The following is a 12,151-nucleotide window of genomic DNA, read 5'->3' on the forward strand; positions in this document are numbered from 1 at the left end:
CTACCATACCGCCCCCACTCTTCGTACAACATCCCACGAAAGCTCATATCGTTGTCCTCGTCGCTCAAGAACAAGTACCACATGAAGTAGATCATCCTGTCGCTTGAAACAACACTTTGCAACGTCATGGGCCATCGCAATCGAACGCTTCGTTAACCACTGATATGCATGCACATCATACGTACCAACAATGCGACACAGTGTTCCACTATGCAGCTCCCACCCATAGGCACCATTATCGTTACTACAGATCATGCAGTCATCAAAGCAATATACTTCTCGTGCACGATGATAGTCCGCACAGATAACATCGTGAAGACGCAGGCAAACAGACTGCAGCTGAGAACGTGTGCATAAATCTTGGTATGCAGGCACCATCTGCACAATACGCGTCAGGACCAGAACACAGACCATGCTGACCAATGCAAGATACACAATAACTTCAACAAGCGTTATACCAATACGATTGTTGTTAATATCATGTCCTGCTCGCCATGTTTTAGAACGACCCATCGACATCCTGGAATAACCTCTCCGGCATCGGTTACTACTGTTCTTTCATCCCACACATACCTCGAAGCCACCCCTCGAGAAAGAATCGTTTTCCCTTGCAGGCGCTGCTCCAATAATGAACGCATCTGAATAAGAGAAAGCACGAGCCTCTCGTGTTCGTATTGGCGCATCATCAGACTCGCATACTGCTGTTGAATCAAAAGCCCGATCATGGTGAAAACACCAATAGCAATCATAACCTCTATAAGGAGAAAACCCTGAGTTTTACATTGACTTTGTAGCCTGCCACAGGTACGTTTACGTATGATCATAATGTCCCCTCATAAAGCACTGGGGACATACTACTATGAGAGGAACTCCATTATGAATATCTCATCAAAGATCAAACAGATTTTCTTTGTCGCACTCAGCCTTCTATACCTCAATTCAACAATCGAGGCACAACAAGGACCAAATCCAAACCTACAACAGTTTGCGGCCAATATGCCAATGCCTACCGAAGAGGAAATACAGGCAGCATCAGCCTTTCTTGAAGACTTCTTCAATAATATGAGTGATGAAGAGATGGCTGATTTTATGCAGTTTTATGAAGGATTTGTGCAGGATATCGAAAGCGGCAAAATCAAAGTAGAAGATATCTTTGGCCCATTACCCGAACAACCACCGGTTACGCCACAAGAGCCGAAAAAGCCCGAACCTCAAAACCTTCCTGAACAAAAACCGGCTCCGGTTACCCAGGATAATCTAAGAGATAAAAAAGCAACTGCAGAAATAATCAAAAAACTAATCGCATCTATCACGTCACTCAAGACAAAAGCGGCAAGTTCTCACAAAGTGCTTACCACGATTGAGCCGTTATCAAAAGAAATTGATACTCTCGTGTACTATCTATATGCACTGGAAAAGCCAGAACATATCCAGCAACTTGTTACAGATAAAGAACTCATACCATTACACGACCAGCTCAAGTCATTGCAACAAGTAATGGAACAATACGAACCACGACTTGCTATTCCTGAGTTTGGCATCGGCCCTCAAAATCCTCAAGAAAAAGAAGCCTCTAAAAAGGCTCTCAGCGAAATAATCAATGCATTCAAGAAAGCATTCTCTGCCGAAAATATATTGGAGAAGTTGGAGAAATTATTTGAAAAATATGAGCCAGAAATTTTAAAACAAAAAAAAGCAGCTGAAGATGCAGAGGAACGGGCAAAACAAGAACTTGCTGCTATGAAAGGATGGCGCCAAGACCCTTCTCGCGTTGCACCAGAACCTAGAGAACGTAACTATCCAACGCGCTACTCAGATCGCGGGTCATACGGAGGAGGATACCAGGACTACAGTGTACCTTCTGTAGGTAGCGGTTCTATACAACCGCCACGCCAGTTCAGTGGTGCTCCATCATCGCTGCCACCGGCACCAAAAACATCTACTCCAACGGTCGTAGGTTCACAAACGCATCAACTTCCCGCTCCACCAGAAACAAAGCCATCGGCAAAGAAATCCGAACCTGAAAAAACAAAGATTGAGACACCAGCGGAAGATCATCTGATTACAAATAAGCTGACAGATCTTAAAGAGGCTCTAGGTGATGCAAGTAAGGCTGCTACTGAAGTCAACAAAACAACAAAAAACGATCTACCTATGTACCTCATAACAAACAGCACAACAGCAGACGAAAAACAGGCAAAAGAAATAAATAAGAAACTCGAAACGTGTATTGAATCACTTACCGATGCAAAGAAATACAAAAAGAGCGTAGAATCTCGCATCGAATCAGCTAAACGTTCGGACTATACCAGCAAAGTAAATGAAACAATGATGAGGGTTCAACCATCACTCAAGCACCTCTATGACTCATTGTACAATGCACTAGATAACTATACCCCCACCGTTCAAGCTCGACACATGGGATATGAGATCAAGGGGGTAAAGAAGCTTACCGACAGAAATCTGATTGAGTCGTTCCAAGAATTGTATGAGGATCTCTATAATCCTCCACAAAAAGCACAACGAAAAGAAAAGAGTAAGAAAGTAGCTGCGCCGGAACCTGTTAAAACTATGGAGGAAATGAGCTGATTAGCGCCACCCGATGTAATGCCAGATTCCGCCAGTCTCGGAAGGTTCTCCTTGAAGTTGCCGAGTGAGGGCTTCGTTGTCACGTTGAAGCTGTTCGTTCATTGCTCGTAGCTCTTGTTCCTCAACTGCAACTCTTTCTCGTGCTTCCCGCTCTGCATCGCGTCCCCGTCTGTCAGCTGCACCAATTTGCGCCAACGCTCTTTCAGTTAGTTGCCTAATCTCTTCACGAGTAGCACGTCGAACATCCTCAAGCTCTTCTTGTCTTTGTACCAATTGTTGTGAGAGGGAAACACACTGTCTCCCAAGGGCCTCTCGACTTCGATGAGCTCTTTCTCGTTCGTCAACGGCTCTTACGGCCACGTCTTGAGCCCCATCGCGTTCTCTGCGAGCTTGCTCAGCTTCCTGCATATGCGCCTCCGCCCGAGTGAATAATGCATCCTGTACTTGCTGAAACGCGCCGATATTAAGATCTCTATCTACTACATCAGATCTTAGCTGCCTTTTTTCCTCACGTAAGCCGCGTATCTCCCGAACTTGATCAGCGATTGTTCTACGGTAGGATCTTTTATCGTAGGAATTTTTTGCTAACCACCCCATGGCGATTATACATGCACCAGATAAAACATAATGCTCCTGTATATCTTCCGTGGCCTGCAGGAAAAACTTATTGAGAGCAACGCTTGCCGTTTGAGGAAAGGATACCACCCCGTTCCAGAGCGATGCAGCTTTATCGGCAAGTGATTGAGTGTGTGCTGCAAGGGCATGTCCACCTTGACCATCACTCTGGATGGACAAACCAAGAACAGACTTGTCGTGATTAGAGTCCTCACCGTATCCATATACAGGGAGAACCGCTAAACTTAGGAGAACCAATCGTTTCATGTAGCATCCTAGAATCATTATTATAACTTCCATTTAGTACTCTAGAGGCTACCTGAAAGGCTATTCCTGGTCAAAAGCCAGCAACAACCCATCTATCATGGCTGCTAAGGCAGCGCGTCTACTACTTCTAACATCGCTCTAAGGGACTCATCCACCGCATTACCGCCTGGAATAACCTCTGCACCGCCGGCATTTTTCGTATGTTCTGCCTCAACTGCATCAAGTCTGCGGCGAAACTCTCGATTTTCTTTCACAAGTTTATCGTAATTTACTAATAAAGCTGTCACTGCACCTTCAATAGACGCATCTGAACCCCTAATACCACCTTGAGAAACAGACCTTACAAGTGTCCCGCCTGGGGGATAGTGCGCCCCTTCACGACGTTCTTCTCTGCGTAACTCAACGTGTTCATCGCGGTTAGATCGCCACCGAGCAACCAAGATCCCTGCCAAGATGCCAATCCCGCCAACAAGACCAGCGACTTTACGACTAATGGTCGGCAGCATAGCCTGAACTTGGGCAAGATGAAATCGCCAACGCGCAGCCATAGACGCATTATCGGGAAGATAGCCTATCCCGCTAGCACTGGACATTGAAGTGACCGCCGTATCTTGGGATGCTGTTGTGACATCGAATAAGTTTGCATAGGGTGATATTGCCTCCACTGCCATTCCACTCATATCACGAGAAGGAATATCCTCTACTGCCTCCGCTTGGATCTCTTTTAGTGCATCTTCAAGCGCAGCCTCACATTGCTCGGACACCTCAGATTCTAGGCTCACGGCTGTTTGTTCGTTTGTAACCGTTTTTTTACGTGGAATCAGCACGGCTTGTTCATGTCCTATATGACAACTGCAGCGCGCCTCAACCTGCCCACACATCAAACTCATCATAACTAGCAATATTACAAACATTGCGCCCTCCTGGTTACTCGCTCTTGACCGTTCGCATATTGTAAAAAAGGCGAACTAGTTTGAAACCACTTCCTCACACCTCTGGCATAATCCATGCTCGTGCAACGATATGTCCCACTGCCAGCATCGTGGGCATTTTACTCCATCTGCATGCTCAACTGCAACCGCTACCCCAGAAAGAACCGTTGCTTTAAGGCCCTGGGCACGGTCCACAAACATAAGTTGCGATACAATACACCACTCCTTTATAGACCGCATATATGCATCACCAAACGAATCAAATAATTGCTTGAGCGGCGCGAGCTCTTTTCTACTCCAATCACAATGCACTGTGACTTTGGCATCAAGCGAATGTTTAACAACACCCTCTTCACGCTTCAACTCAATCGCCTTGAGTACAACAGCGCGAAACTCATGGAACAACTCCCATTGCTTTTGTCGCTTACTATCAAAACGATACATAGCCGGAACTTCTGTAAAATTCTGTTCATGAATCGAACACAACTTATTGCTTTGATAATGGTCAGAAATTAATTCAGACGTAAATGACAGTACCGGAGCAATGACATGCGTCAATGTATCAAGAATATGCCATACAACTGTCTGCGCCGAGCGACGTTTGTGACCGCCCGCTTGCTCGACATACAAACGATCCTTGATAATGTCTAAATAAAACGAACTCAACGACCGGGCACTGTATTCCCCAAGAATATGAAACACCGCCGTAAAATCATACGCATCATATGCTTCTCGCAATGATGCATTCACACGCGCAAGTTCATCGAGGGCATACTGATCTAATGGCAGCATCTTATCATATGGAACCGCGTCATGGTCATGCGAAAAGTCATACACATTCGAAAGTAAGAATCGACACGTGTTACGCACCTTGCGATACACCTCTTGTACATTCTTGAGCAATGTTGGTGATACAATCGCATCACCTTCAAACGAGATGCTGGATACCCATAAACGTAGGCCATCTGTTCCCAACTGCTTGATAATGTCATCCGGAGCAACAACGTTACCGAGCGACTTGGACATCTTTTTGCCATGCTCATCCACCGTGAACCCGTGCGTTACCACGGAGCGATAACACGGTTCATTCGAGAGCACTAAACTCGTTAACAAGGAACTTTGGAACCATCCACGGTGTTGATCAACCCCTTCAAGGTACATGTCTGCTGGATACCCAAGCTCAGGATTATCCTGTAGCACTGCATAGTGACTCACACCGGAATCAAACCACACATCAAGAATATCCTGTTCTTTGATGTACTCATCAGGTGTATTCCCTTGTTCACGTAATGCATCGGGGAAAATATCTTTGATCAAAACCGTATCCCAATACTCGATACCATGTCGATACACCCCGGCCGCAACGCGCTCAACAAGTTGCGCATCAATATACGCCTTGCCCGTCTGCGTGTGCACAAGCGCTGGGATCGGAACACCCCATACGCGTTGACGCGAGAGACACCATTCAAGTCTGTTTTGCACTGAAGCCTTTAAGAAATTTTTAGAACGTTCCGGAATAAATGTCACCGTATCAATTGCTTTAAGCGCACGTTCACGAAGATCACCCTGCGACAGGTCACAGAACCACTGACTCGTTGCACGGAATATCAATCCGTTACGGCAACGCCAACAATGTGGATACGAGTGACGAATACTCCCCTTGTACATAAGCATGCCATTACCAGCAAGAGCCTTGATCACCCATCCTTGCGCATCGTTGATCGACATGCCTTCGAGCTCTTTTGGCATAATGCCACTCGTGTACTTACCGTCTGGAGATAATGGTGAAAAAATCTCAAGGCCATAGCGAACACCCATCTCATAATCTTCAGGACCACATCCGGGAGCGCTATGCACACATGCTGTTCCATCATCAAGTGATACAAATCCATCAGCAAGCACGGGTACTGTTCGAGTGGTATCAAATGGATGGACAAGCGTTGCATTCACTAATTGTTCTGCAGGAACCTCAGCAACAACTTTTTTCTCAATGCCCATCGTATCACAGACTGCATCAGCACACGGAGCACCAACAATGAAGTACACGCCATCATGTTCAAGAATCTGATACGTTGTTTTAGGACGAATGAATACTGCGCGATTGAGCGGCAAAGTCCATGGCGTTGTTGTCCAGATCAGCATACTGACTGGTTTTCCCGCTAGTTCTGGGAGATGGTTCTTGATTGCGTCATCGGTTAATGCAAAACGCACATAGATAGATGGATCTTTGCGATCAGAATATTCGATCTCTGCGGTTGCGAGCACTGTCTCACATGATGCACACCACGGCACTGTTTTATTTTTCTTTTCAATGTATCCCTGCTTCACAAACGAACCGAATGCGCGCAAGATAGCCGCTTCGTATCGTGGGTCCATTGTTTCATATGGATGAACCCAGTCCATTAGTACACCAAGTTGCTTAAACTCATGACGCTGGATATCAATCCATTTTTTTGCATAGGCACGACATGCTTTCTTGAGGTCTTGTGAATCCAAATTTGGATGCTCTTGTGTCACTTTCAGCTCAATTGGCAGACCATGGCAATCCCAACCTGGCGTAACCGGAACGTGTTTTCCGCTCATGCGCTGTGACTTGGCAACCATGTCCTTAAGGATCTTATTGTACGCATGCCCGAGATGAATGTGACCGTTCGCGTAGGGAGGCCCGTCATGAAGAAGGAACTTTTTCTTTCCTTTATTAAGGTCAAATGTCTTGCGTGACAGATCTTCCTTGTCCCAGCGCTGCAGAAGTTGCGCATCGGATTCTTTATGGTTTGATCGGATTGGGAAATCAGTGCGGGGAAGATTGAGGGTGTCCTTGTAACTCACCTTGGTCTGCGCCATGGAGTAATTCCTTTTATCTATACAGGCAAATGTTAGTTCAGTATAAGAACTTTTGGCAGTTTATACAAAACTGATATAGTGTTGTCCATCTTATAAAAAAACAGTCTAAAGGCATCCATGAATAACCAATACCATACCTACGGAATCTTGGGTTTTGGCGTCGTCGGAAAATCAGTGCTCAGACATCTCTCAAATCAATCTCCTGATCGCATTGCCGTGTATGATTCCCGCAAGCTCTCTCAGGACGAGAACACAATAATCAGGGCAAACAATGGTGTTGTGTATCAACCTAGTGCACTGGAATCTTTTTTGATTGCCTGTGAACACATTATCCCAAGCCCTGGCATTGCACTACATAGGTATGACAAGTATAGCCACAAATGGCTGAGCGAACTTGATCTGTTTGCACATGCATGGCACAAACATGTCATTGCCATTACAGGAACAGTCGGCAAAACAACAACAGCAGCACTTCTCGCACACACACTTGAACATATAGGGGAACATGTCGGCTTAGGCGGGAATATTGGAACCCCAATGCTTGATCTGGTTTCTTGCCAGGAGACGTATGCCCTTGCTGTTCTAGAACTCTCAAGTTTTCAGCTTATGCACATGAAAGAGTTTGCACCCGACATTGCAGTACTCCTCAATCTGTACCCCAATCACTTGGATTATCATACATCCTACGATGAATACAAAGCAGCAAAACTTAGACTATTTACCAACCAAAGCGAAAAACAAAATGCAATCATCCCGCTATTCCTAAAGGATGCATTGAAGGGCAAAAAAGCACACACAATTATAGTCACCCCCAACGATCAGCTTTGTGAAGAAGAGCAACAAATTACTTTTGCCGAGCATAATGGCAATGTCACAAAGAAGAATAAGGGACATAAGGAAAGCATTATCAGACTTGGATCTATACCCCCGTTCACTGTTACTGAAAACCTCGTCTTTATCACCGCAATACTTGATACTCTAAAGATTGATCCAATGCATCTAATTAATGCAGCATCAACCTTTCCACCACAGGAACATCGTATGGAATACGTGTTAGAGCGCGATGGTGTCACCATCTACAATGACTCTAAGGCAACATTACCTGAGGCAACGCTTGCTGCACTCAATCGTCTGGGCAATCGCCCTACTATTCTTATCATTGGAGGATTATCTAAGGGAGTTGATCGCACGCCATTTTTTACGAACCTACCACCATCAGTACGTCACATTATTTGTTTTGGCAAAGAAGCAGAGAAGCTCGGCCATATTGGATCACAGTTTCATACGCCATGCACAATCAGCGCCTCGTTAGAGACGGCTATACGTGTGGCCTGGGAGACTAAACAACCAGGAGATATAATTCTTTTTTCACCGGGCGGCTCAAGTTTTGATCTTTTTAAAAACTATCAAGAACGAGGCAATTGTTTTAAGGCACACGTTATGAGACAATGGAGCCCTCAGGAGGTTGTAGGGTTATAATATAAACGTACCAACATTATTGGGGGCCTCCGATGAAACAGGTTATTTTTTACCTTTCTTTGTTAAGTGTTTTACAGGTATGTGCTGAACATGATCACGACTCTACGAAGCGCTCACTTCCTACAACCCTCTCTTCCCAGGTCTCTTCATGCCCACTCTATGCAACGAGTATTGTCATGCTGACATGCGTCGGAATACTTGTGAACGGGCGAACAAAATATGCAACCAAAGAAGAACTCCAAGAACTATCCAAGCCCTGTGACCATTCCAACCTACTCACTGCCAATGCCCTCCAGGAACAGTTAGCCGCAGATGGTTTTATAAAAAAAGTAGCTGATGAAGTTAGACAAGAGATAGCCACAAGAATTACTGGCGACCTCATAAGCACGTCTATAATGGCAGCGAAAGATAGTGTTCGTGTGATTGCCCAATCTAATATGGCCGCATTAAATGAAGTTGCTATGGAACATCTTGCAGAACTAGAGGCACGTCTCAAAGCGCTTGAACAACCAAACAAACCAAAGCAACGCCGAATGAGCTGGCATGGAGACGGCACGCCACACCAATGAATCTGAACAATACTCTTAATTTAGAATATCCTCAGCCGACTTGCCTTAACACTCGTTAGACCTTAGACTCATATGAACAGTGTATTTTCAACTTATTCTATCGAAGAAGGAAATCGGATGAGATCATCAAAACTACTCTTGTTTACACTTGCAACAGTGCTTCTAACGCCGCAAGTTCTTTTCACCAATGATATTGAAAATGATCTAGATTATACGCAGCCGGCCTCCTCGAGTAGTGGCTCTTGGATGCCTTACATTATGTGCGCTGGCCTAAGTATTGTAGTATATCGACAACACAACAGGATTAATGCAATTGGCCAAAGGCGCTTCGAGACCGTGGCTAAAATACATGATGCTCATGCGCAGATCGATACATTAGCGCACGCCATAGACGGAGAAGACGACCCTGAAGGGGGACATTTGCCTGGATTACGAGAGCAAGCACAACATATGCAACGGGGCTTAAACCACCTCTGGACCGTCGTCATACAAGGAGAAGCTAATCGAGCAGGAAGAATTATTAGGAAGCCATTAGCAACTTACGTGGCTGAAAATGATCAAGCTCTGCAAGAACACGGGGTGCAACTTGGTCGACTTGGTCGTAACATAGAGGCAATACATGCCCAACAACAAGCTCTCTCGCAAAGGCTAGAAGAATTAGCTGAACAACGTGAACGAAGCGCTGAACCCGTCACAGATGCGCTACGTCAATTGAACGGAGAAGAAGATTCTGAAGAGGATGCTTCTTAATAAGCTTTAAAAACATCAAGCTCATAGGCACGGGAAGCATTGTGCTTCCCGTGTATTCTTTTTAATACACCACACCCTAGATAAAACTGATCAGTTATGTAATAGTACACACAAGAAAGTATCACCTCTATGTCTATGTGTGTATGTTTAGAGAACGAAGACTATTACAAGCAGATCTTAATATTTTTTTGAGCCTTGTCACAACACTGATTGTGATCGGCTTCCTTTTCATTTACTCATCGAGTTCTGTCTATGCATTAGAAAAACTCGGAAGCGCACATTACTTTGTTAAAAAACATTCTTTTGGACTACTTCTGGGTATTATCGCGGGATGCGTTACACGGTATTTACCACTTGACCTCATCAAAGTAACGAGCCCCCTACTTTTTTTTACGTCACTGATCCTAACTACCATGACCATGCTCACACCATTTGCACAACGCATTCACGGCTCCAGCAGATGGCTCAACTTAGGTGGCCTTGTGTTCCAACCAAGTGAACTTTTGAAAATGTCACTCTTGATTTATATCGCCTATTTTTTAACGAAGAAAGAGCGCTATAAAAAATCATTCATGTATGGATACCTACCTTTTCTCATCATTTTAGGAATCAGTTGCGGGCTACTCCTGAAGCAACCTGACTTTGGACTCGCCGCCACCTTGGGCGCAACAACGTTTATTCTTTTGTTCATCGCACAGTTTAATACATCGTACCTCGTCATAACCGTTGCCGCCGCTCTTCCAGGCCTGATTGGGCTTGTGTACTTCTTCCCCTACCGTTGGAAACGAATCATGACATTCCTTAATCCTTGGCAGGATCCTCAAGGTGCTGGGTTCCAGATCATCCAGTCACTGATTGCGATTGGCTCAGGGAGCATGTGGGGAGCAGGGATCTCACACTCCAAACAAAAGTTCTTTTATTTACCCATGCAGCATACTGACTTCATCTTCTCTATTATTGCCGAAGAGACCGGTTTTGTTGGATCAACTTTAATCGTCATCCTGTATGTACTTTTTACCTACTATGGAATGCGCATCGCATGGCGCATGAAGGATACATTCTCTGTCTTTGTGACTCTTGGATTTGTAATCCTAACTAGCATGCAAGCTGTTATCAACCTCCTAGTTACCACTGGTTTGGTGCCAACCAAGGGCGTCGGGTTACCCTTCATCAGCTATGGGAACTCAGCCCTGATCTGTTCCCTTGCCATGATTGGATTGATCATAAATTGCACCAATGAGCAACGGCTCTAGATAGCCCCTAAAAGGCCAAAACCATTTGATCGAAAGCATCTTTACGGCTATCTTGGAAAGTAGAAAATGAGATCTACAACAAGAATAAGGCATCATGAAACTAAAATACTATGCTGTGGCATTCCTAGTCCTCATGGCGAATCACACCGCGCCAACAATGGACGAGCAAAAGGATATTCCTCAGGAAAAAATTATCCAAAAAAGCTCTCAGTCGACACAGTTCAACCACGTGGCCAGGTTTATAATGATTTCGGAAATTTTATGTGTTGCACTTTTGTCTGTTGCCATTGCAAAAGGCCGCAATAAACTTTCAAGAATTCTCCATGAGAAGGACGGGCTCAAGATGCAAATCAATCAACAAAGGGGCGAGCTCTCCGCATTAAGAGACGACAACACATAAAGACTTCTCCGTGTAGGATAAAAAATCAGATAAAGGAATTTCTTATGAAGTGCTCATGGCTCATCCTAATCATCGCAGTGGCATTCGCACCGACAATATACACAATGCCTGAACAATCACCCATACGCGATCTCCTTTATGACTCTCCTATGAGCATATCTATAGCTCCCCAGATTACCTTACAGCCTGACCTCTCACCTCAACCTCGTCGAGGATGGATGCCTGAGATTTTGTGCATCAGTACCGTAGCAGCAACACTTGTGGGAGCTCTACGAGCTCTTAATGCCGACCAAAAGCAATGGGATCTACATTTTGGTCAAGCCAGAGAATACTATCACTTGGCTCAGGACGGCATTGCATTAATCATCGGAAAAACAAAAACAGCCAAGACAAATCAAAGTCGACTTCATAAACAAGCAAGCGATCTGCAAAAAGCAACCGAATCTTTGTAAA

Annotated in this window: 12 protein-coding genes; 7 read left to right on the top strand and 5 right to left on the bottom strand. The window is 44.9% G+C overall.

What is annotated here, in order from left to right:
• Together JW872_02720 and JW872_02725 are read right to left on the bottom strand one after the other, a co-directional pair.
• The gene (locus tag JW872_02720) at positions 1-513 is read right to left on the bottom strand and encodes a type II secretion system protein (GenBank protein MBN1549551.1); all 513 of its coding nucleotides are present in this window, start codon (positions 511-513) and stop codon (positions 1-3) included.
• Entirely contained in the window at positions 453-824 is a 372-nt protein-coding gene (locus JW872_02725; GenBank protein MBN1549552.1) for a hypothetical protein, read from the bottom strand. The genes JW872_02720 and JW872_02725 overlap by 61 nt, the downstream gene beginning before the upstream one ends.
• Before the next feature lie 52 nt (positions 825-876).
• Here JW872_02725 and JW872_02730 point away from each other — a divergent pair, with 52 nt between their 5' ends.
• On the top strand, positions 877-2,589 hold the full coding sequence (locus JW872_02730; protein ID MBN1549553.1) for a hypothetical protein: 1,713 nt from the start codon (positions 877-879) through the stop codon (positions 2,587-2,589).
• Here JW872_02730 and JW872_02735 read toward each other — a convergent pair whose 3' ends face one another.
• From JW872_02735 to ileS, 3 genes are all read right to left on the bottom strand, one after another.
• Positions 2,590-3,471, bottom strand: coding sequence for a hypothetical protein (locus tag JW872_02735; GenBank protein ID MBN1549554.1), 882 nt, complete (start codon positions 3,469-3,471; stop codon positions 2,590-2,592). It abuts the gene before it with no gap.
• A gap of 104 nt (positions 3,472-3,575) precedes the next feature.
• Complete coding sequence (locus JW872_02740; GenBank protein ID MBN1549555.1) at positions 3,576-4,385, bottom strand: hypothetical protein; 810 nt, start codon at positions 4,383-4,385, stop codon at positions 3,576-3,578.
• Between the two features lie 54 nt (positions 4,386-4,439).
• Positions 4,440-7,247, bottom strand: a complete 2,808-nt coding sequence (gene ileS / locus JW872_02745; protein ID MBN1549556.1) for an isoleucine--tRNA ligase — start codon at positions 7,245-7,247, stop codon at positions 4,440-4,442.
• Positions 7,248-7,364: 117 nt separating this feature from the next.
• On the opposite strand from ileS, the gene murD reads away from it, so the two are divergent.
• The 6 genes from murD (at position 7,365) to JW872_02775 (ending at position 12,150) form a co-directional block, all read left to right on the top strand.
• Positions 7,365-8,726 (top strand): UDP-N-acetylmuramoyl-L-alanine--D-glutamate ligase, encoded by a 1,362-nt coding sequence (gene murD / locus JW872_02750; GenBank protein MBN1549557.1) that lies wholly within the window; start codon positions 7,365-7,367, stop codon positions 8,724-8,726.
• 32 nt (positions 8,727-8,758) lie between these two features.
• The gene (locus tag JW872_02755) at positions 8,759-9,295 is read left to right on the top strand and encodes a hypothetical protein (GenBank protein MBN1549558.1); all 537 of its coding nucleotides are present in this window, start codon (positions 8,759-8,761) and stop codon (positions 9,293-9,295) included.
• 117 nt (positions 9,296-9,412) lie between these two features.
• A complete protein-coding gene (locus tag JW872_02760; protein MBN1549559.1) occupies positions 9,413-10,045 on the top strand; it encodes a hypothetical protein in 633 nt (210 codons plus the stop codon).
• A gap of 143 nt (positions 10,046-10,188) precedes the next feature.
• On the top strand, positions 10,189-11,298 hold the full coding sequence (gene ftsW, locus JW872_02765) for a putative lipid II flippase FtsW (GenBank protein ID MBN1549560.1): 1,110 nt from the start codon (positions 10,189-10,191) through the stop codon (positions 11,296-11,298).
• A 94-nt stretch (positions 11,299-11,392) separates the two neighbouring features.
• Positions 11,393-11,698, top strand: a complete 306-nt coding sequence (locus tag JW872_02770; GenBank protein MBN1549561.1) for a hypothetical protein — start codon at positions 11,393-11,395, stop codon at positions 11,696-11,698.
• A 44-nt stretch (positions 11,699-11,742) separates the two neighbouring features.
• Complete coding sequence (locus JW872_02775) at positions 11,743-12,150, top strand: hypothetical protein (GenBank protein MBN1549562.1); 408 nt, start codon at positions 11,743-11,745, stop codon at positions 12,148-12,150.
• Position 12,151 lies beyond the last annotated feature (1 nt).

It is taken from the genome of Candidatus Babeliales bacterium (genome assembly GCA_016929235.1).
Classification (GTDB): Bacteria; Babelota; Babeliae; order Babelales; family JABCYS01; genus JAFGJD01.

Excerpts from the sequence above, each read along its gene's own strand:
- murD (MBN1549557.1), top strand. The coding sequence starts at position 7,365 with ATGAATAACCAATACCATACCTACGGAATCTTGGGTTTTGGCGTCGTC.
- JW872_02725 (MBN1549552.1), bottom strand. The coding sequence starts at position 824 with ATGATCATACGTAAACGTACCTGTGGCAGGCTACAAAGTCAATGTAAA.
- JW872_02760 (MBN1549559.1), top strand. The coding sequence starts at position 9,413 with ATGAGATCATCAAAACTACTCTTGTTTACACTTGCAACAGTGCTTCTA.
- JW872_02735 (MBN1549554.1), bottom strand. The coding sequence starts at position 3,471 with ATGAAACGATTGGTTCTCCTAAGTTTAGCGGTTCTCCCTGTATATGGA.
- ftsW (MBN1549560.1), top strand. The coding sequence starts at position 10,189 with ATGTTTAGAGAACGAAGACTATTACAAGCAGATCTTAATATTTTTTTG.
- JW872_02770 (MBN1549561.1), top strand. The coding sequence starts at position 11,393 with ATGAAACTAAAATACTATGCTGTGGCATTCCTAGTCCTCATGGCGAAT.
- JW872_02720 (MBN1549551.1), bottom strand. The coding sequence starts at position 513 with ATGGGTCGTTCTAAAACATGGCGAGCAGGACATGATATTAACAACAAT.
- ileS (MBN1549556.1), bottom strand. The coding sequence starts at position 7,247 with ATGGCGCAGACCAAGGTGAGTTACAAGGACACCCTCAATCTTCCCCGC.
- JW872_02740 (MBN1549555.1), bottom strand. The coding sequence starts at position 4,385 with ATGTTTGTAATATTGCTAGTTATGATGAGTTTGATGTGTGGGCAGGTT.
- JW872_02755 (MBN1549558.1), top strand. The coding sequence starts at position 8,759 with ATGAAACAGGTTATTTTTTACCTTTCTTTGTTAAGTGTTTTACAGGTA.
- JW872_02775 (MBN1549562.1), top strand. The coding sequence starts at position 11,743 with ATGAAGTGCTCATGGCTCATCCTAATCATCGCAGTGGCATTCGCACCG.
- JW872_02730 (MBN1549553.1), top strand. The coding sequence starts at position 877 with ATGAATATCTCATCAAAGATCAAACAGATTTTCTTTGTCGCACTCAGC.